The 19,740-nt window shown below is 59.9% G+C and carries 15 protein-coding genes, 1 tRNA gene and 2 rRNA genes; 6 read left to right on the top strand and 12 right to left on the bottom strand.

Annotation, left to right across the window (positions count from 1 at the left end; all coding sequences use genetic code 11):
• The first annotated feature begins 325 nt into the window (after nucleotides 1-325).
• From RHE_RS19160 to RHE_RS19135, 6 genes are all read left to right on the top strand, one after another.
• A 23S ribosomal RNA gene (locus RHE_RS19160) occupies nucleotides 326-3,203 on the top strand.
• 199 nt (nucleotides 3,204-3,402) lie between these two features.
• Nucleotides 3,403-3,517, top strand: a 5S ribosomal RNA gene (rrf, locus tag RHE_RS19155).
• Between the two features lie 94 nt (nucleotides 3,518-3,611).
• A tRNA-Met gene (locus RHE_RS19150) sits at nucleotides 3,612-3,688 on the top strand.
• Between the two features lie 329 nt (nucleotides 3,689-4,017).
• A complete protein-coding gene (gene nuoH, locus RHE_RS19145) occupies nucleotides 4,018-5,019 on the top strand; it encodes an NADH-quinone oxidoreductase subunit NuoH (RefSeq protein ID WP_020922376.1) in 1,002 nt (333 codons plus the stop codon).
• Nucleotides 5,020-5,029: 10 nt separating this feature from the next.
• A complete protein-coding gene (locus tag RHE_RS19140; protein ID WP_011426951.1) occupies nucleotides 5,030-5,596 on the top strand; it encodes an NADH-quinone oxidoreductase subunit I in 567 nt (188 codons plus the stop codon).
• A 45-nt stretch (nucleotides 5,597-5,641) separates the two neighbouring features.
• The gene (locus tag RHE_RS19135) at nucleotides 5,642-6,082 is read left to right on the top strand and encodes a CBS domain-containing protein (RefSeq protein ID WP_011426950.1); all 441 of its coding nucleotides are present in this window, start codon (nucleotides 5,642-5,644) and stop codon (nucleotides 6,080-6,082) included.
• Between the two features lie 72 nt (nucleotides 6,083-6,154).
• Here RHE_RS19135 and nuoG read toward each other — a convergent pair whose 3' ends face one another.
• From nuoG to RHE_RS19075, 12 genes are all read right to left on the bottom strand, one after another.
• Nucleotides 6,155-8,734, bottom strand: coding sequence for an NADH-quinone oxidoreductase subunit NuoG (nuoG, locus tag RHE_RS19130; protein ID WP_011426949.1), 2,580 nt, complete (start codon nucleotides 8,732-8,734; stop codon nucleotides 6,155-6,157).
• A 30-nt stretch (nucleotides 8,735-8,764) separates the two neighbouring features.
• Complete coding sequence (gene nuoF / locus RHE_RS19125; protein WP_011426948.1) at nucleotides 8,765-10,027, bottom strand: NADH-quinone oxidoreductase subunit NuoF; 1,263 nt, start codon at nucleotides 10,025-10,027, stop codon at nucleotides 8,765-8,767.
• Nucleotides 10,020-10,544: an NADH-quinone oxidoreductase subunit NuoE gene (nuoE, locus tag RHE_RS19120; protein WP_042119339.1), complete on the bottom strand. Its 525-nt coding sequence runs from the start codon at nucleotides 10,542-10,544 to the stop codon at nucleotides 10,020-10,022. Before nuoE ends, nuoF begins: the two co-directional genes overlap by 8 nt.
• Nucleotides 10,545-10,562: 18 nt before the next feature.
• A complete protein-coding gene (gene nuoD / locus RHE_RS19115) occupies nucleotides 10,563-11,777 on the bottom strand; it encodes an NADH dehydrogenase (quinone) subunit D (RefSeq protein WP_011426946.1) in 1,215 nt (404 codons plus the stop codon).
• Between the two features lies 1 nt (nucleotide 11,778).
• A complete protein-coding gene (locus RHE_RS19110; RefSeq protein ID WP_011426945.1) occupies nucleotides 11,779-12,342 on the bottom strand; it encodes an NADH-quinone oxidoreductase subunit C in 564 nt (187 codons plus the stop codon).
• Entirely contained in the window at nucleotides 12,339-12,842 is a 504-nt protein-coding gene (locus RHE_RS19105; RefSeq protein ID WP_011426944.1) for a NuoB/complex I 20 kDa subunit family protein, read from the bottom strand. Before RHE_RS19105 ends, RHE_RS19110 begins: the two co-directional genes overlap by 4 nt.
• Nucleotides 12,830-13,195 (bottom strand): NADH-quinone oxidoreductase subunit A, encoded by a 366-nt coding sequence (locus tag RHE_RS19100; protein ID WP_004675794.1) that lies wholly within the window; start codon nucleotides 13,193-13,195, stop codon nucleotides 12,830-12,832. Before RHE_RS19100 ends, RHE_RS19105 begins: the two co-directional genes overlap by 13 nt.
• Before the next feature lie 155 nt (nucleotides 13,196-13,350).
• Nucleotides 13,351-14,790, bottom strand: a complete 1,440-nt coding sequence (locus RHE_RS19095) for an NADH-quinone oxidoreductase subunit N (RefSeq protein ID WP_011426943.1) — start codon at nucleotides 14,788-14,790, stop codon at nucleotides 13,351-13,353.
• On the bottom strand, nucleotides 14,787-16,262 hold the full coding sequence (locus RHE_RS19090; protein ID WP_011426942.1) for an NADH-quinone oxidoreductase subunit M: 1,476 nt from the start codon (nucleotides 16,260-16,262) through the stop codon (nucleotides 14,787-14,789). The genes RHE_RS19095 and RHE_RS19090 overlap by 4 nt, the downstream gene beginning before the upstream one ends.
• An 8-nt stretch (nucleotides 16,263-16,270) precedes the next feature.
• Nucleotides 16,271-18,031 carry a Na(+)/H(+) antiporter subunit D gene (locus tag RHE_RS19085; RefSeq protein WP_011426941.1) on the bottom strand — a complete coding sequence of 587 codons (1,761 nt, stop codon included), beginning with the start codon at nucleotides 18,029-18,031 and terminating at the stop codon, nucleotides 16,271-16,273.
• Nucleotides 18,024-18,278, bottom strand: a complete 255-nt coding sequence (locus RHE_RS19080; protein WP_042119043.1) for a hypothetical protein — start codon at nucleotides 18,276-18,278, stop codon at nucleotides 18,024-18,026. Before RHE_RS19080 ends, RHE_RS19085 begins: the two co-directional genes overlap by 8 nt.
• On the bottom strand, nucleotides 18,275-19,738 hold the full coding sequence (locus tag RHE_RS19075) for a monovalent cation/H+ antiporter subunit D family protein (RefSeq protein ID WP_042119042.1): 1,464 nt from the start codon (nucleotides 19,736-19,738) through the stop codon (nucleotides 18,275-18,277). The genes RHE_RS19080 and RHE_RS19075 overlap by 4 nt, the downstream gene beginning before the upstream one ends.
• Between the last annotated feature and the right edge of the window lie 2 nt (nucleotides 19,739-19,740).

The following is a 19,740-nucleotide window of genomic DNA, read 5'->3' as shown; positions in this document are numbered from 1 at the left end:
CTTGGGCAATGTCTGATGAACGATCGGATTACCGTTGCCTGACCGCGCGGTATCGGATCATATCTCGAGAAGCTGGTCTTAAGACCTGACACAAGCGAGCTGCTCGGCGTAGCTCCGATAAAGTGATCAGGTCGAACACGTCGATGGCATCATGAAATGATCCGGTTGTAAAAGGTAACCGGATTTTGGACTGACTGCACGGCAATCGCAAGGTTGTCCGGATGGTCAGATTTGGCACCCCCACTCTTTCGTCTCAAACTGGGGCGAAAGCCGAGTGGATAAGGTTTGCCAAATCCAAATATAGATGAGCATTGGCAATGAGAACGATTAAGTGTCGTAAGGGCATTTGGTGGATGCCTTGGCATGCACAGGCGATGAAGGACGTGATACGCTGCGAAAAGCCGTGGGGAGCTGCGAATGAGCTTTGATCCATGGATCTCCGAATGGGGCAACCCACCTTAAATGCTTGGGAATCTGGCGCCGCAGGCGCCGCGAATAGGAATAGCGAATAGCGAATAGAATTTAAAAACTGTTCGCTACTCGCTACCAACTATTCGCCAGCGTCGCGAAGCGACGCCAGGTTCCAAGCATTGTGATAAGGTATCTGCACCTGAATACATAGGGTGTAAGAAGCGAACGCAGGGAACTGAAACATCTAAGTACCTGCAGGAAAGGACATCAACCGAGACTCCGCAAGTAGTGGCGAGCGAACGCGGACCAGGCCAGTGGCAATTGTGATTAAAGTGGAACGCTCTGGAAAGTGCGGCCGTAGTGGGTGACAGCCCCGTACGCGTAGATATCACGATTGTCCTAGAGTAGGGCGGGACACGAGAAATCCTGTCTGAACATGGGGAGACCACTCTCCAAGCCTAAGTACTCGTGCATGACCGATAGCGAACAAGTACCGTGAGGGAAAGGTGAAAAGCACCCCGACAAGGGGAGTGAAATAGAACCTGAAACCGGATGCCTACAAACAGTCGGAGCCCGCAAGGGTGACGGCGTACCTTTTGTATAATGGGTCAACGACTTAGTGTAACAAGCAAGCTTAAGCCGGTAGGTGTAGGCGCAGCGAAAGCGAGTCTGAACAGGGCGATATAGTTTGTTGCATTAGACCCGAAACCGAGTGATCTAGCCATGAGCAGGTTGAAGGTTGGGTAACACCAACTGGAGGACCGAACCCGCATCTGTTGCAATAGATTGGGATGACTTGTGGCTAGGGGTGAAAGGCCAATCAAACTCGGAAATAGCTGGTTCTCCGCGAAATCTATTTAGGTAGAGCGTCGAGCGAATACCCCCGGGGGTAGAGCACTGGATGGGCTATGGGGACTCACCGTCTTACTGATCCTAACCAAACTCCGAATACCGGGGAGTACTACTCGGCAGACACACGGCGGGTGCTAACGTCCGTCGTGAAAAGGGCAACAACCCTAACCTCCAGCTAAGGTCCCCAAGTCATGGCTAAGTGGGAAAGGATGTGAGGATCCCAAAACAACCAGGATGTTGGCTTAGAAGCAGCCATCATTTAAAGAAAGCGTAACAGCTCACTGGTCTAAATAAGGGTCTTTGCGCCGAAAATGTAACGGGGCTGAAGCCATGCACCGAAGCTGAGGATGTGTAGCAATACACGTGGTAGCGGAGCGTTCCGTAAGCTGATGAAGGGATACCCGTGAGGGGTCCTGGAGGTATCGGAAGTGCGAATGTTGACATGAGTAACGATAAAGAGGGTGAGAGACCCTCTCGCCGAAAGACCAAGGGTTCCTGCTTAAAGTTAATCTGAGCAGGGTTAGCCGGCCCCTAAGACGAGGCGGACACGCGTAGTCGATGGGAACCACGTTAATATTCGTGGGCCTGGTGGTAGTGACGGATTGCACAAGTTGTTCTGGTTTATTGGATTATCAGGGCAGCGGAGCGGTTCCAGGAAATAGCTCCACCGTATAGACCGTACCCGAAACCGACACAGGTGGTCAGGTAGAGTATACCAAGGCGCTTGAGAGAACTATGTTGAAGGAACTCGGCAAATTGCACGCGTAACTTCGGAAGAAGCGTGACCCCATTTTAGGCAACTATGATGGGGTGGCACAGACCAGGGGGTAGCGACTGTTTATCAAAAACACAGGGCTCTGCGAAGTCGCAAGACGACGTATAGGGTCTGACGCCTGCCCGGTGCTGGAAGGTTAAGAGGAGAGGTGCAAGCTTTGAATCGAAGCCCCAGTAAACGGCGGCCGTAACTATAACGGTCCTAAGGTAGCGAAATTCCTTGTCGGGTAAGTTCCGACCTGCACGAATGGCGTAACGACTTCCCCGCTGTCTCCAACATAGACTCAGTGAAATTGAATTCCCCGTGAAGATGCGGGGTTCCTGCGGTCAGACGGAAAGACCCCGTGCACCTTTACTATAGCTTTACACTGGCATTCGTGTCGGCATGTGTAGGATAGGTGGTAGGCTTTGAAGCGGGGACGCCAGTTTCCGTGGAGCCATCCTTGAAATACCACCCTTATCGTCATGGATGTCTAACCGCGGCCCGTCATCCGGGTCCGGGACAGTGTATGGTGGGTAGTTTGACTGGGGCGGTCGCCTCCGAAAGAGTAACGGAGGCGCGCGATGGTGGGCTCAGACCGGTCGGAAATCGGTCGTCGAGTGCAATGGCATAAGCCCGCCTGACTGCGAGACTGACAAGTCGAGCAGAGACGAAAGTCGGTCATAGTGATCCGGTGGTCCCGCGTGGAAGGGCCATCGCTCAACGGATAAAAGGTACGCCGGGGATAACAGGCTGATGACCCCCAAGAGTCCATATCGACGGGGTTGTTTGGCACCTCGATGTCGGCTCATCGCATCCTGGGGCTGGAGCAGGTCCCAAGGGTTTGGCTGTTCGCCAATTAAAGCGGTACGTGAGCTGGGTTCAGAACGTCGTGAGACAGTTCGGTCCCTATCTGCCGTGGGTGTAGGAATATTGACAGGATCTGTCCCTAGTACGAGAGGACCGGGATGGACATATCTCTGGTGGACCTGTTGTCCTGCCAAGGGCATAGCAGGGTAGCTATATATGGACGGGATAACCGCTGAAGGCATCTAAGCGGGAAACCCACCTGAAAACGAGTGTTCCCTATCAGAGCCGTGGAAGACGACCACGTTGATAGGCCGGGTGTGGAAGTGCGGCAACGCATGAAGCTTACCGGTACTAATAGCTCGATCGGCTTGATCGTTCTCATTGACTGTGCTCATCGAACAAAGTTCGATAATGCGAATAGCGAATAGGGAGTAGCGAATAGTTGCTCCTCATCCGCTCCAAAGACGTGTTCAAAACCAGCGAAAGAGCAGCAGCGAAATCTATTCGCTATTTGCTACTCCCTATTCGCTCAAACCCAAATCCAGCTTCTCAAACAAAAAGTTGCGCTTTGCCGACCTGGTGGTTATGGCGGGGTGGCTGCACCCGTTCCCTTTCCGAACACGGCCGTGAAACGCCCCTGCGCCCATGGTACTTCGTCTTAAGACGCGGGAGAGTAGGTCGCTGCCAGGTCTGCAAAGCGCAACTAAAATCTTCTCAATCACAATCCGGCCCAGGCCAACACAAAAGGGTCGCGACAGCGGCCCTTTCTGCTGTAAAATAATTCCGCGGGGTGGAGCAGCCCGGTAGCTCGTCAGGCTCATAACCTGAAGGCCGCAGGTTCAAATCCTGCCCCCGCAACCAAATGCAAAAAGCCCGCAGCTCGCGGGCTTTTTTGATTCCAAAGCCCATCTAAGCAAATCGCCGGCACGAAGAGCTCATCTTCTCGAAGAAGGCCAGACAGATGCCCACATTGGTCGCCTTCACGATCGGCAAACAAATAGCGTTTTGTCCTGAAGTAGCGCAATACAGAGACGTACGCATCGAGCCAGTCGTCCTGAACTCGGGTAATATTGTAAGAGGTGCGTCGCCGTTATACTATGTAGCCTGACAAGGGGAACAAGTGCTCAGCGAATAGCCGGAGCGAAAATCCGGTTGCGCGTTTCTCCCCGATGAATAAGTGGCCGCGGATCATGGAACTTATCGTCGCCTTTGGCCTGATCGTTTTCAAGGTCGCGTTGCTGATTGCGATCTTGCTGCTGCTGCCCTTGCCGCTGACCTGGCTGGAACGCAAGATCGCCGGGCATATGCAGCAGCGGATGGGGCCGATGCGCGTGGGGTGGCATGGGCTCCTGCAGCCGGTGGCGGATGGAATCAAGCTCTTAACCAAAGAGGACCACATCCCGGCCGAGGCCGACCGATTCCTGTTCAAACTGGCGCCGATCCTGGCGCTCGCTCCGCCCTTCGTGGTGTTCGTCGCAATCCCTTTCGGCGAAACCATCTCGGTCCGCGGCACCGAGATCACGCTCTACCTCTCCAACATGAATGTGGCGCTCCTTTTCGTCTTCGCGGTGATCGGGATCGAGGTCTTCGGCGTTATCTTCGGCGGCTGGGCTGCTAACAGCAAATACGCGGTCCTCGGCAGCCTCAGGACCTGCGCGCAGATGATCAGCTACGAGATTCCGATGGGGTTCGCGGTGATCGGGGTGGTCATGCTGGCGCAATCCATGAGCCTGCTCGACATCGTGCGGGCCCAAACCGATGTCTGGAACATCGTCTACCAACCGGTCGGCTTCTTCGTGTTCTTCGTCGCCGGACTGGCCGAAGCGCAGCGCATTCCCTTCGATCTGGCGGAAGCGGAAGGCGATCTGGGGGCCGGGTTCCATACCGAATACAGCGGTATCCGCTTTGCATTCTTCATGGTTAGCGAATATGTCATCGTATTGCTGGTGTCGGTCCTGTTGGTGATCCTGTTCTTCGGCGGCTGGAACGGCATATTGGTCCCCATGCCACCGCTCCTGTGGTTTCTGCTCAAGGTGGCGTTCTTCGTCTATTTGTTTATATGGTTCCGCTTCACTTTCCCTCGCTATCGCTATGACCAACTGATGGCAATCGGATGGAAAGTCTTGCTTCCTCTTTCGATGGCGAACATAATTATAACCGGTGTACTTTTAGGAGCCGCAGCGGCTCCGTAGCGAGGCGGCGATGTCGCGCGCACAAGACAGAATTGGGACATGGATCGGCTGGACGTTTTTCGCCGATCTGGCGAACGCCTTGACTCTGACCTTCGGCTACATGTTTTCCAGCCCCGTGACCATGCAGTATCCGGACACGGAAAAATGGTTGCCCTACTCACGCTACCGCGGGCATCACTTCCTGAAGCGTGACGAAGAGGGCGAGATTAAATGTGTGGCCTGCGAACTCTGCGCGCGGATCTGTCCCTGCGACTGTATCGAAGTCGTCCCCTATGAGGACGAGAAGGGCAACCGGCACCCGGCCAAATTCGAGATCGACACGGCTCGCTGCCTGTTCTGCGGGCTGTGCGAGGACGCCTGCCCAGCAGATGCAATCGCGCTGGGCCAGCAGTACGAATTTTCGAGTTTTTCCTCGGCCGACCTGGTGATCGGGCGCGACGACCTGCTCGCCAAGCCGGGCAAGGCGGCAACCGGCGGCGGCGTGGTTTCCGCACGCCTGAATACAAAGAAGGACGTGCTCGTCGAGACGAAAGAGATGCAGGGCTACAACTGGTGGCGGAATATCCGGCGAACGTGAACGCGCGCCATCCGTCAAGCCGGAGCGCGCAGACAGGAGGCTCAGATGCTTGTCGGCGAAATCATGAAGAACAAGGGTGTCGGTGTCATCGCGGTCGCTCCCGATCAGACGATGGTGGAAGTCTTGAGGCTGTTTCGCGACAACAATATCGGCTTCGTCGTGGTCAGCCAATCGAACGACGAATACCTGGGTTCGTTATCGGAGCGGGATTGCTGCAACGCGGTCGCGGAATACGGGGCCGAGGCGGCGATGATGCGGGTTGCGGATGTCATGAACCGCAATGTGGCGACCTGTTCGACACGGGATTTGCTACCCGTCGTGATGGGAATCATGACCCAGCGGCGTACGCGTCATGTGTTGGTCATGGATGGAGGCGATGTTGTCGGCGTGGTCAGCATCGGTGACGTGGTTAAGCATAGGCTCGACGAAGCGCAGCGCACAGAGCAGGAACTGCAGGATTACATCTGCGGGACCAGGTATCACTGACGTCGCCGGCTTGATGTGAGGACTCTGGGGCAGGGCAGCTTGCGGAAGGCGCGGCGCCCCGACCCCAAATCTTCAGACCCCACGCCAGATCCGGCTCGTGCATTCGGCCTCAAGAGTGGCATGCACCTTCTGGACCTCCACCGGGCATGGGTATTCGCCCCGCCGCATCAGGCTGTTGAGACGCAAGGCTCTATAGTTTTCCGGAATGAAGACGAGACCCTTGGGAAACCGCCTGTCGACCTTGAGCTGTGCCGTCAGTTCGCCCTGGGCTGAACGCACGATCACCGGATCGCCATCCGAAAGGCCAAGCTGTGCGCTATCCTGCGCGCTCATTGCGACATAGGGATCGTTGGCGACCGTGTTCAGGATGTCCGACCGTTCGGAAAGATATCCGTTGTGGAACAGGCAGTCGCCGGTGATCAGCATGAGCCGGTCGGTGGCTATCGGGACGGGCGGCGGCGCAAGGAACACGCCAGTCTGTGGTGTTGGCACTGCCCTGGTGAATGCGCCGTCAGCGCCAAGCCCGTCCTGCGTCAATCCCTGATAGACCGGAACCAATCGGGTAATCTCATCGAAAATTTCGCCTTGCGTCGAAGGCTGCAGCACCTGGTTGCGGAGAGCTGCGATGAAGTCGAAGATCGCCAGATTGCCTCGCGCCTCGAAAACGAGCTCACGGAATTTGCGAACCTTCTGGATCCGGCCTTCGTTGTTGGTGAACGTGCCGGATTCTTCGCCGTAACCCGCCGCTGGCAGGACGACCTCAGCCAGCCCGGCCGTGTCCGTAAGAAAGGCGTCCTGGACGATCAGGAGATCGGCGGCGCCAAGCGCCTGCTGCACGAACGCCCGGTCGGGATAGCTGATCAGGGGGTCGGTTCCGGCAATGTAGAGCGCACCCATCCGCCCGCCGACGCAGAGTTCCAGCATGGCATCGAGACCCGCGCCCGGTTCAGACGGGATTTCGGCGCCCCAGTTCCGCGCAAGCGTCGTGCGCGCCGCATCATCGGCGACCGGCCGCAGCCCCGGCAGAGCCGCTGGCAGACCCCCCATGTCCCAGGCGCCCATCTGGTTGGCACGGTCGAAGACGAACTGCATCGCCGGGCCTTTGTCGAGCAGGCGGAGAAGCTGCAGCAGGTTGTTGATCTGCTGCAGCGTCACGGGCGCGTCGGGTGATCTCAGGAGATCGACGCTGACAAGCACGGTGACGCTGTCGGCCTCGTTGAGCACGGTTGCCAGACGACCCGGCCCATCACTGCGGGCATCCGCCGCTGACCTCTCGACTGTTGCTTCGATGGTCGCAAGAACGCTGCCGGGCAAGGCCTGACCAGCCGCTGTCACGAGTCCGGCTACGACCGCCGCAATACTCGCCGCCTCTCCGCCCGCCAGTACGCGAACCACCACTCTGGCATCGTCGTCCAGACGAGATGGCCGCGCGGAGAGCATGAGCAATCCGGCCTGCCGCCGCCGCGCGGCATCCCGCAATAGGTATTCGGTGACCGGGTTCTCCTCGGTCACGTTTCCGCCGACGATGAGTATACAGTCGTTGCCGATCACATCGCCTAGCGGTGCGCGGCTGTAGAACCCTCGCACCAGCGGACCGAGCGTATCGAAGGGCGCGGACCAGCGAGAAGAGCAGTCGATGTTGTTGGTCCGGAACACCGTCCGCAACAACTTCTGGAACTGATAGAGCACCTCGTTGGGCAGTCGCGGCGAGGCCAGCCCGCCGGCTGCCTTGCCCTCGACGGACGATAGCCGCCGGCGCAGATAGTCGCCCGCTTCGTCCCAGGAAACCGGCACCAGGGCGCCGTCCCGACGGATCATCGGCCGCTTGATTCGGTCCCGGCTGGTGACGAAATCGAGACCAAAGCGTCCCCGTACGCAGAGCGTTTCGCGGTTCAAGCCCTCGTCCCACTTCGAGCGCACCCGCAGGAACTCACCCTTGCGCGTACCCACGGTCAGCTGGCAACCGGTGCCACAATGCGGACAGACCGTGTCGGTCTCGACCAGATCCCAGGGGCGCGCCTTGTAACGATAGGGGAAGCTCATCAGCGCGCCGACCGGGCAGACCTCCACGCAGTTGCCGCACTGGTCGCAACTTGCGAGACTGCCCTCGAAGCCGGTGACGGCGGTATCCATGCCTTTTTCGACGGTGCCCAGCGCCACCGCGCCGACGACCTCCTCGCACATCCGCACACAGCGCTGGCATTGGATGCAGCGGTTGACGTTCATGATGATGACGGGGCTGAGACGGATGTCCTGTGAGTGGAATACGCGCTTGGGGTCATGGAACTCGCTTTTGCGGGGTCCGTAGGCCATCACCATGTCCTGAAGCTCGCATTCGCCGCCCTTGTCGCAGATCGGGCAGTCGAGGGGGTGGTTGGCGAGCAGCATGTCGAGCATGGAAGAGCGCGTTTCCTCGATCTGAGGCGTATTCGTCCGCACCACCATACCGTCGGTGACCGTGGTGGCGCAGGACGGCTGCAACCGCCGCAGCCCCTCGATCTCGACCAGACACATGCGGCAGGAGGCCAGCGCCGGCAGGCGCTTCATATAGCAGAAGGTCGGGATATCGATACCTAAGTGCTGGGCAGCCTGCAGCACCGTCGAGCCGGGCTCGACTTCCAGTATTTGCCCATCGATCGTAACGCTGACCATACTTCCTCGCAATCTGTGCCACGCAATCCTTCAGTGAAGCGGGCACCTTCGTTCCTCGATATGGGCGACGAACTCTTCGCGGAAATGCTTAAGGGCTGCCCGCAATCCCATCGCGGCGCCATCACCCAAAGCACAAAACGTATTGCCGAAAATGCCTTTGCAGAGCATGTCCAACTGCTCCAGATCGCCGGGTGCGCCATCCCCGGCCTCAATCCGGCGCAAGATCTTCACGACCCAGTTCAATCCTTCCCGGCAGGGCGTGCACTTGCCGCAAGACTCGTGGTGGAAGAACTCGATGATCCGCGTGGCGACCTTGACCATGCAGGTGGAGTTGTCGATCACGATAACGCCGGCCGAACCGAGCATCGAGCCAGCGGCAGCCAGCGAGTCGAAATCCATACCCACGTCCAGCCCATGCTCCGGGATGACCGGTGCCGATACACCGCCGGGGATCACCGCTTTGATCCTGCGCCCCGGTGGGGGGCCGCCGGCGTGGTCGACCAGTTCGCGCAGCGGTATGCCCATCGGCAACTCGTAGAGGCCGGGTTTACGGACCTGCCCGCTGACGCAGTAGAGCTTCGGGCCGGGGCTTTTCTCCGGGCCGATGTCCCGAAACCAGTCCGACCCCCGCACAACGATATGCGGCACGCAAGCGAGCGTCTCGACATTGTTGATCACTGTGGGGCTGGCGTAGAGCCCGGCCACGGCCGGAAAGGGCGGCTTCAATCGCGGCTGCGCCCGCCTGCCCTCGAGCGACTCGAGCATCGCGGTCTCCTCGCCACAAATATAGGCGCCGGCGCCGCAGTGGATGTGGACGGTGAAATTGAAATCCGAGCCTAGAATGCGCGATCCTAGATAACCCTTGGCGTGAGCCTCGGCGATCGCCTGCTCAAGGCGACGGATCGCCGTCACATATTCTCCGCGGATGTAAACATAGGCGGTTTTGGCCCCGATCGCGTAAGCGCTTACCGCCAGCCCCTCGATGAGCTGGTGCGGATCGCGCTCCATGAGGATCCGGTCCTTGAAGGTGCCCGGCTCGCCCTCATCGGCGTTGCAGCAGAGATATTTCGGCTTGCTCGACTGCTTCGGCACGAAACTCCATTTCATGCCCGTCAGGAATCCGGCGCCGCCGCGACCGCGCAGATTGGACCGTTTGACAAGCTCAACGACCTCGTCAGGCGTGTATTCGCGCAGCACCTTGACCAGCGCCTGGTAGCCTCCGCCGGCTTCGTAGGTCGACAGCAAATGACCGCCCGGCACGTCGACATTCTTGAGGAGGATCGGTTCAAACATGACGGTAATCTCCCGGCGGTGCTGCTAAGGCGAGATCGGCACCAGTCGGTTGCCTCGCCTCCGTTCGCAACCTGTCGAGAAGCGCGTCGATTCGCGCGATGTCGAGGTCGCCGTGATAGTCGTCCCCGACCTGCATCACTGGAGCCATCTCGCAGGCGCCGAGGCATTCGACGGTCGAAAGCGTGAACAGCCGGTCTGGAGTGGTTTCGCCCTTCTTGATCCCGAGGACCTCCTCCAGATGCCTCAGCAGGTCCTCGGATCTGCACAGCATGCAGGAGACGTTGTCGCAAAGCTGCAGATGGAACATGCCCACCGGTTCGGTATGGAAGAGGGTGTAGAAGGTCGCCAGCTCGTAGACCCAGATCCGCTCGACTCCGAGAATGTTGGCGACTTCCTCCAGCACCGGACCAGGCAAATGGCCATGCTCCGTCTGCGCGATCCGAAGCGCGGGCATGATCGCCGAGCGCTGGTCGGGATACCGCGCCGCCGCCTCTTCGATCTTTTCGCGCATGGTCATCATCGTCCAAATCCTCTGCTACTTGTCCACCTCCGCCATTACGGGGTCGAGGCTGCCGAGCACGGCGATCATGTCCGCCAGATACCGGGCGTTGGTGACCCCGAAGAGGGCCTGAAGATTGACGAACGAGGGTGCTCGCACCTTCATGCGGAACGGTTTTGGCGAGCCGTCACTGATGATGTAAAAGCCAAGCTCGCCCTTTGGCGCCTCGATCGCCGAATAGACCTCGCCCTTCGGCACCTTGAAGCCGTAGGCCGACAGGTCGAAATGTTGGATCAGCGCCTCCATCGAGCAGTGCACCCGATCCTTGTCCAGCGGGAAGGCGATCGTCGGCATATCGATCTGGAACGGCCCCTCAGGCATCTGGTCGATGCATTGTTCGATGATCCTCATGCTTTCGCGCATCTCGTCGACGCGGCATCGCCAGCGTGCATAGCAATCGCCCTCGTCACGGGTGATGACGTTGAAATCGAGCCGGTCGTAGATCTCGTAGGGCTCATCGCGGCGGATGTCCCAGTCGACACCGGAAGCACGCAGGTTCGGACCGCTGAGGCCGAGATCGACAGCATCCTCGGCGGAGATCACGCCGATCCCCTTCGTGCGATTGAGAAACACCCGGTTATCTTCGAGCAGTCGCTCATAATCGCGGATTCGGTTCGGGAAGATGTCGCAAAACTCCCGGATCTTGGGGAAGAATCCGTCAGGCAGATCCTCGCGCACGCCGCCGACCCGGCAGAACGAGGTGTGCATGCGTGCACCGGTGATCATTTCCAGGAGGTCCATGATCATTTCACGTTCGCGCATGACGTAAAGCAGCGCGGTCATGGCGCCGAGATCCATCGGCAAGGCGCCCGTGATCAGGAGGTGACCGGAGATCCGAGCCAACTCGGCCATCATCACGCGGATATATTGCGCCCGGATCGGTGCTTCTATGCCGAGGAGTTTCTCCACCGCCAGCGCGAAGGCGAGGTTGTTCGAGGGCGGACAGAGATAGTCGAGCCGGTCCGTCAGCGGGAAAATCTGGGTATAGGTGAAGCTCTCCGCCAGTTTTTCGGTGCCGCGATGGAGGTAGCCGATATGCGGATCGACGCGCTCGACGAACTCGCCGTCCAGTTCGAGGACGAGCCGAAGAACCCCATGGGTGCTGGGGTGCTGCGGACCGAGGTTGAGAAGCACTTCCCTGGTATTGAGGGCTTCGCCTTCAGGCCTGCTGAGCTCGGTGACTTCTGTCATCTCAACGTTCCGGCGTAGACGGCCTCCCTTGCGGAATGTCCCTGGTGGCAAGGTCGGGCTGCGTTGGCGGCGGACCTTCGGCACCGAATGGGTTCAACTTGTCCCTATAGCCCCTGAGGGGGAAATCCTTGCGCTGGGGAAAGCCCTCGAAGCCTTCCCACATATAGATCCGGCGCAGATCCGGGTGTCCCGCGAACCGGATGCCATACATGTCCCAGGCCTCACGCTCATGCCAGTTGGCGGTGCGCCAGACTCCCGTGACCGAAGGCACTTCAGGAGGATCGCCAAGGCGGCACTTGATGCGGACCCGCCACCTGTTGGGCAGCGAATAGAGATGGTAGACCGCCTCGAACCGCGGCGTCTCGGGATAATGATCGACCCCGCAAACGTCCGAGAGGAAGTCGAATTGCAGTGCCGGATGCTCTTTCAGGAACCGGCAGAATTCGACGATCCTCTCGGGCGGAACGGCAAAGACGTCGATACCGTGCGCAGTGCCGAGGTCCTCGATTGTTTCTCCGAAGCGCTCCATGATCGGAGCGCGATTGAGGGACGGCTCCACACTCATGGCGCTATAACCCGATCCAGAGGTGTTCCGGCGAGCGCCCGGGACCTCTTGATCTTTTCTTGAAGCAGGAGGAAACCGTGCATCAGCGCCTCGGGCCGCGGCGGACAGCCGGGCACATGCACATCGACGGGCACGAAGGTTTCCGACCCCTGCACCACGGCGTAGGTGTTGTAGACGCCACCCGAGATGGCGCAGGTGCCCATGGCGATCACCCAGCGCGGTTCCGGCATCTGGTCATAAAGCCGCCGCACGACAGGCGCGAATTTCCGGGTCACTGTGCCGGCGATGATCATGACGTCGGACTGGCGCGGCGAGGGGCGGAACACCACCCCGAAGCGGTCGAGATCGTAGCGGGCGCAACCGGCTGAGATCATTTCGATGGCGCAGCAGGCAATGCCGAAGGTTTCAGGCCACAGCGCCGAGCTTCGGCTCCAATTGATGACACTGTCGGCCGTGGTGAACAGCACGCTATCGCGGATCGCGTTGTTTACTGCTCCCATTCCAGCGCTCCCTTCAGCCAGGCGTAGGCGAAGCCTACAAGAAGCAGCAATATGAAGACGAACATCTCGACATAGCCGACCAGCCCGATGTCTTTCAGGACGACGGCCCAGGGAAAGAGGAACATCGTCTCGACATCGAAGACGACCAGCAGGATCGCGAGGATAAAGAATGGCACTCTGAAGCGCCCCGCGGCGGCCTCACCCGCGGCGTCCATGCCGCATTCATACGGCATGTTCTTTTCGGGATAGGGATTGGACGGACGCAGGAGCGAGGAGACAAAAAGCGTCGCTCCCGCCACCAGAACAACTCCGGCGACCATTACCAGAACCGGCAAGAATTCCATTGCAGTCATATCGCACTGCACCGGTCACCCAGCGATGGCTTCGCTTGCGCCGCGACCGACCCCGTTTTGGAACCGGTAATGCGGTCGCCCCGGGAAGCGACTTGGGCAATCCTTTCCTGAAGGGTAAGTTTATTCCGTCGAGCGGAGCATTGCAAATTCAATGATCAGCCGCCGAACGCAGAATGTTGGGCAAGCCTCAGAAACCACGACGGAAATAGGCCGATGCCGATGGTGCCGGCGGCGGTGAAGGCGAGCGTGGCGCGAACCAAGGGTGTTAGCGCCGGGTCGAACGTCCTTTCCGGCTCGCGCATGTAGATCACCATGACGATGCGGATGTAAAAGTAGGCGGCAACGGCGCTCAACAGCACTGCGATCACGGCGAGCATGACGAAACCTCGCTCGACGAGCGCAGCCAGAACGTAGAACTTGGCGAAGAACCCGGCCGTTGGCGGAATGCCGGCCAGCGAGAACAGATAGAGCAGCATCAAAAGCGCTAGCCCTGGATGCTGCTTGGCCAAACCCGCGTAATCTTCGATAACCTCGCCCGAGAAATCGCCGTTCCGCATCATGGTGACGATGCCAAAAATGCCGAGATTCATGAACGAGTAGATCAGCAGATAAAGCATCACGCTGGCGATACCGTCCGCACCGCCGGCCACCACGCCGAAAATGGCGAACCCGGCATGAGCGATGCTGGAATAGGCCAGCAACCGCTTGAAATTGTCCTGCACAAGCGCCACGAAACTACCGAGCGCCATCGTCACCACCGCAATGACCGCGACGATGATCCAGACGTCTGAAGCTGCGACCAGAGGGTTGAGGAACACCCGAAGGATGACCGCGAACCCCGCCGCCTTGGGGCCGACCGACATGAAGGCGGTGATCGTCGTCGGCGCGCCTTCGTAGACGTCCGGAACCCACATATGGAACGGCACCGCGCCGACCTTGAAGACCAGCCCCGCGACAATGAAGACTACCGCTAGCAGCAATCCGGGATCGAGCGGACCGCCGGTCACCGCTGCAGCCATCGCGTCCAGCTGGGTGGTGCCGGTCAGCCCATAGACCAGCGAAACGCCATAAAGGAAAATCCCGGTCGAGACTGCGCCAAGGATCACATATTTCAGCGCCGCTTCGTTCGACCGCCGCTCTCGCCGCAGGAAGCCGGTCAGCACATAGGTACAGAGCACCACCAGCTCGAGGCCCACATAGATCGACATGAGATCGGTGGCCGACGCCATGATCATCATTCCCGAAAGCGCGAAGAGCAGCAGGACATAGTATTCGCTGCTGCCGATCCCTTCGATGTCCGCATATTTTCGCGAGAGGAGGAATGTCAGAACGGTGGCTAAATAGAACACGAATTTAAAGAAGACCGCGAAGCGGTCGGCGACGAACATGCCCGTGTAGGCCGGCCGCACCTCTCCCGCCAGCATGAGTGTCGCCAAGGCGGCAATCAGCACGATGGCAACGGAAGCCCAGACAAGGAAATGTTCCTGTCTCTTTTGCACAAACTGTCCCAGGATCAGCAGGGTGCATGCCCCCGTGACCACCACGATCTCGGGAAGGCTTGCAAGGACCGACTGGAGAAGCGCAGCAGCGGTCATGGGCCGCTCTCCTCACCGTGCACCTGCGCCAGCAGATGTTTTGCCGAGGCGTCGATGATGTTGAGAAAGGGTTTTGGATAAAGCCCGACCCAGAGCACGAAGACGGTCAGCGACAGAATTGCAGCGATCTCGCGGGCGTTTACGTCACGTATCTTGAACCGGGCGCTGACGCTCGCCGGACCAAGCGCGACTTTCCCATACATGCCAAGCAGATAGGCCGCGCCCAGCAATGCGCCCAAGACGGCGGCCGCGCCGACGGCCAGATTGGCCGAAAACCCGCCAGACAGCACGAGCAACTCGCCCACGAACGAATTCGTTCCCGGCAGCGCCATCGACGACAGGATGAACAAGGCAAGAAACGCGGTATAGACGGGTGCTGCCTTCATCATCCCGCCATAATCGGCGATGCTGCGGGTGTGGGTCCGCTCATAGATCAGGCCGACGAACAGGAACAACGCGCCCGTCGTCACGCCATGATTGAACATTTGCAGGATGCCGCCCTCGAGCCCGCGGAGGTTCAGCGCGAAAAGCCCCATCGTCACGAAGCCCATGTGGCTGATGCTGGAATAGGCCACCAGCTTCTTGAGGTCGTCCTGAGCCAGCGCAAGCAACCCGCCATAGACGATCGCAAGTGCCGAAAGCGAAAGCATCAGGGTTGAAAAATACACTGATGCGTCCGGCAGCATCGGCAGCGAGAATCGCAGGAAGCCGTAGGCGCCCATCTTCAGCAGCACTCCGGCGAGGATGATGCTGCCCGCTGTCGGCGCCTGCACATGGGCGTGCGGCAGCCAGGTATGGACCGGCACCATCGGCACCTTGACCGCGAAGGCGACCAGGAAAGCGAAGAACAGCCACGACTGGACCCCGAACGGCAAATCCTGTGCCGTCAGAGCGAGAATGTCGAAGGTTTCGCCGCCGTTGAAATAGAGCACGATGATGCCGACGAGGAACAGGACGCTGCCTGCCAGCGTGTAAAGGAAGAACTTGAAAGCCGCATAGACCCGGCCGTCGCCGCCCCAGACGCCGATGATCAGGTACATCGGGATGAGCATCGCCTCCCAGAAGACGTAAAACAAGAACAGGTCGAGTGCGCAGAACACCCCCAGCATCAGCGCCTCCATGGCCAGCAGACTGACCATGAATTCCTTCACCTTGCGGTCGATCGCGACCCACGAGGCGAGCACGCAGGTCGAGCCCAGCAGCGCGGTCAAGAAAACAAAGAGTGCGCTGATTCCGTCGATGCCGAGCGCATAGTTGATCCCGAACGCAGGAACCCATTGGCGCGTCTCGGTGAACTGCATGGCGTGGGTCGTCGTGTCAAAACCGGCCAACATGGCGATGCAGAGAGCGAGGTCGAGGACGGTGACACCCAGCGCCACCCACCGCACCGCAGCGTCGCTGCGCAGAAACATCAGAACCGCTGCCCCGGCGGCGGGTGTGAATACGATGAGGCTGAGTAGCGGTAACCCCATAGGCCCCCCTACCGCCAAGCCACGGCGAAGATGGCGGTGGCCGCGATCACACCGACGATCATCGCGAGCACGTAATGGGTCACGATGCCGGTCTGCAATCGCCGGAGCCGCCCGCCGCCGCGCAGGATCGAGCGGGCAACGCCGTTCACGACGGCGTCCACCCCGGTGAGATCGATCTGCAGTCCCGCCCGTGCCGCCCCATACAGCAGGGGCAGCGCCGCGGTTTCGGACACGTCGCTCACCGCCTTCTCGTAGCGCGCCAGCGGCCGTTCGGCGAACCACATGAAGACCCGCGCGCCCTTGCGATAGAACCAGTCGGTGTCGATGCTGACGGTGTTCTCCGGGTCGAGCGCCCGCAGGAACAGCACGAACCCGAAGGCAGTGAACATCAGCACGCCGAGGCTCTCCGTGACATGGAGGCCAGTATAAGGTTCGAAGTCGACCGGATAGGGCAGAAGCGCATAAAGCTGCTGCGGGAACACTCCGATCGCAATGCAAAGCACCGCCGCCATTCCCATCGCGACCAGCATGTTGCGCGGCGGCTCCCGCGCCTCCAGCTTCCGGTCGGTGCCGAAAAACATGTAATACGGCAGCTTCAGCCCCGTGTGCAGGAAGGTCCCCGACGATGCCATTGTCAGCGCCAGCACCACCAACGCCCGATGATCCTGTCCGGCAGCGGCGATCACCATGGATTTGGTGACGAAGCCCGAGAAGAAGGGAAACGCCGAGATCGCGAAGGCGCCGACCATGTAGAGCGCCACTGTCAGCGGCATGGTCTTGTAGAGCCCGCCAAGCTCGGTGAGCTTGCGACGGCCGGTGACGTAGATCACCGCCCCGGCGCCCATGAACAGAAGCGCCTTGTAGAGGATGTGCGCGAAGGCATGGCTGGTGGCGCCGTTGACAGCCATCTCGGTCCCGATACCGATGCCGGCCACCATATACCCTACCTGGCTGACGATGTGATAGGCCAACAGGCGTCGGCAGTCGTTCTCCAGTACTGCATAGATGACGCCATAAAGCGCCATCGCGGTGCCGAGCCAAACGAGAAGCTCGGTTCCCGGAAACGCGCGCGCCAGCACATAAACGGCGGTCTTGGTGGTGAAGGCGCTCATGAACACCGCCCCGGTGACAGTTGCCTCAGGGTAAGCGTCGGTCAGCCAGGCGTTGAGCGGCGGCACGGCGGCGTTCAGAAGAAACCCGGCAAGGATCAGGTAGGCGCCGGCGCCCATCCCCCCTTCGATCGGACCGAAGAGAAGCGAGCCTGTTGAAAGCCCGTAGAGAATGATGCCGCCAAGCAGGACGACGCCGCCGGTGATATGGACCATGAGATACCGGAACCCGGCGCTGATCGCTTGGCGGCCGCCCTGTGCGAAGACTAGATAGGCAGAGGCAAACGCCATGCCTTCCCAGAACAGGTACAGCGTCAGGTAGTCGCCGGCGAATACCACGCCGAGCGCGCTCCCGACGTAGACGAACGCAGCGACGTGCTGGCCGGGGCGAGGCAAGTGCAGCGCGTAGACTGTTCCGATCAGAGCCATGATGGTGAAAACCGTGGCGAAGACGCTGCTCAGCTTGTCGACCTTCAGGACCTGGATTTGCTGCCCGAGGAACGCCGCCGCGCCGTAGTTGCCCGGCTGCATCGTAACCACGGCGAGGATCGCCAACGCCGGGATCAGCAGCAGATAAGCCTTACGGATCGATCCTCCGAGGAATGGGATCGGCAAAGCGCCCAGAACGAAGAGAAGGGCCGGATGAATGAAGTCAGTCATAGTAGTCCACGCGCCGCATCAGCCCAGCCCGATGGCCGAGAAACTTGGAAACGAAGATGAGCAGCACGCACGAGCCGAAGCCGTAGAGGGCCGACCAGCCCGGCAGGCGCTCCCACAGGTATTCGGCGTGTTCGCGGGGGACCAGAAAGTCGGCGATGACGATAAGAACGAGCGCCAGATAGAACAGCCGGCGCCGCTGATGCGCATATTCTTCGGCACCAAAGAAATCGACCACGCGCTTGATCATCTGACCACTCCGTCCGCCAAGGTGAGAAAATAGCCGGGGAAGATGCCCATCAGCACCGACAGGATGGCGGTCGCGACCAGCGGGATCGTGACCATCGGAATTTCCCGAACCGTCGCGGGGCTCTCCTGTGCCTCAGTCCCGAAAAAGGCGAGATAGCTGACTGGCAGAAAATAGGCGGCGTTCAGGACAGAACTTATGAGGAGCACGATCAGGAATGGGATTTCCCCCGCCTCCACTGAACCCCGTGCCAGATACCACTTGCTGACGAAGCCCGCGGTCGGCGGCATCCCGATCATGCTGAGCGAACCGACGAAGAACGCCCCCATCGTCCAGGGCAGCCTGCGGCCGATCCCAGCCATATCGCTGATGTTGCGCTTGCCAGATGCGCAATAGATTGAACCCGCGCAGAAAAAGAGCGTGATTTTGGAGAACGCATGCGCCGCGATGTGAATGATCCCGCCGACCATCGCGACGGGCGACAACAGAACCGCGCCCAGCACGATGTAGGAGAGTTGGCTGACGGTCGAATAGGCGAGCCTCGCCTTCAGGTCGTCCCGCGTGAGGGCGTAGACCGACGCCATGAGGATCGTGAACGAAACCAGATAGGCCGTGGCGATACCGAGGCCCAGCTTCCCCACCAGCTCGACGCCGAAGACATGGAAGATCACTCGCAGCACGCAGAACACGCCCATCTTGACCACGGCCACCGCATGCAGCAGCGCGCTGACCGGTGTCGGGGCCACCATCGCGGCAGGCAGCCAGGCGTGCATCGGCATCACCGCGGCCTTGGCGAAGCCAAAGAGATAACAGAAATAAACGACCGTCAGCAGCTGCGCGGAGGCATCAGCCCCCGCCAGCAGCCCGCCCGTCACAAAGTCGAGCGACCCCGCAATGTGGTAGGTCAGCGCCAGCGCGGCGAGCAGCACGCTTTTCGACGCGCCCATCAGATAGACGAGGTACTTGCGGCTGCCCGTCCATCCTTGCTCGTCCTCGTGGTGGTAGACGAGGGGATAGGTAACGAGACTGAGCATCTCGTAGAAGATCACCAGCGTAAACAGATTGGCGGCGAAGGCACCGCCGGCGGCGGCCGCCAGACTGCTGGCGAAGCAGGCGAAGAACCGGGTCTGCGCGTGCTCGTTCAAGTGGCGCATGTAGCCGATGGAATAGATCGCAGCCACGATCCACAGCAGCGACGAGACGGTGGCAAACACCATTCCGAGCGCATCGACCCGGAAAGCTAAGTCAATCCCCGGCAGGATCTCGAACAGGCGCAAATCGATCGTCCCGCCCGCCAGCACGGTGGGCGCCATCGAGGCGACAATCGCGAACATGGCGATCGCGGCCAACGGCGAAACGATATCGCGGAGTTTCTCGCGGTTGTTCAGAAGGAGAATCGCAAGGGCCGCCAGACCTGCGACGGCAACGGCAAGCAGCGGCCGGATCGATATCACCGGGTCCAAAC

Source organism: Rhizobium etli CFN 42 (assembly GCF_000092045.1).
GTDB classification, from domain to species: domain Bacteria; phylum Pseudomonadota; class Alphaproteobacteria; order Rhizobiales; family Rhizobiaceae; genus Rhizobium; species Rhizobium etli.
This window is presented reverse-complemented; position numbering and strand designations above follow the sequence as displayed.

Bases quoted from the DNA above. Each gene is read 5' to 3' on its own strand.
- nuoH (WP_020922376.1), top strand. From the start codon at position 4,018: ATGGAACTTATCGTCGCCTTTGGCCTGATCGTTTTCAAGGTCGCGTTG.
- RHE_RS19140 (WP_011426951.1), top strand. From the start codon at position 5,030: ATGTCGCGCGCACAAGACAGAATTGGGACATGGATCGGCTGGACGTTT.
- RHE_RS19135 (WP_011426950.1), top strand. From the start codon at position 5,642: ATGCTTGTCGGCGAAATCATGAAGAACAAGGGTGTCGGTGTCATCGCG.
- nuoG (WP_011426949.1), bottom strand. From the start codon at position 8,734: ATGGTCAGCGTTACGATCGATGGGCAAATACTGGAAGTCGAGCCCGGC.
- nuoF (WP_011426948.1), bottom strand. From the start codon at position 10,027: ATGTTTGAACCGATCCTCCTCAAGAATGTCGACGTGCCGGGCGGTCAT.
- nuoE (WP_042119339.1), bottom strand. From the start codon at position 10,544: ATGACCATGCGCGAAAAGATCGAAGAGGCGGCGGCGCGGTATCCCGAC.
- nuoD (WP_011426946.1), bottom strand. From the start codon at position 11,777: ATGACAGAAGTCACCGAGCTCAGCAGGCCTGAAGGCGAAGCCCTCAAT.
- RHE_RS19110 (WP_011426945.1), bottom strand. From the start codon at position 12,342: ATGAGTGTGGAGCCGTCCCTCAATCGCGCTCCGATCATGGAGCGCTTC.
- RHE_RS19105 (WP_011426944.1), bottom strand. From the start codon at position 12,842: ATGGGAGCAGTAAACAACGCGATCCGCGATAGCGTGCTGTTCACCACG.
- RHE_RS19100 (WP_004675794.1), bottom strand. From the start codon at position 13,195: ATGACTGCAATGGAATTCTTGCCGGTTCTGGTAATGGTCGCCGGAGTT.
- RHE_RS19095 (WP_011426943.1), bottom strand. From the start codon at position 14,790: ATGACCGCTGCTGCGCTTCTCCAGTCGGTCCTTGCAAGCCTTCCCGAG.
- RHE_RS19090 (WP_011426942.1), bottom strand. From the start codon at position 16,262: ATGGGGTTACCGCTACTCAGCCTCATCGTATTCACACCCGCCGCCGGG.
- RHE_RS19085 (WP_011426941.1), bottom strand. From the start codon at position 18,031: ATGACTGACTTCATTCATCCGGCCCTTCTCTTCGTTCTGGGCGCTTTG.
- RHE_RS19080 (WP_042119043.1), bottom strand. From the start codon at position 18,278: ATGATCAAGCGCGTGGTCGATTTCTTTGGTGCCGAAGAATATGCGCAT.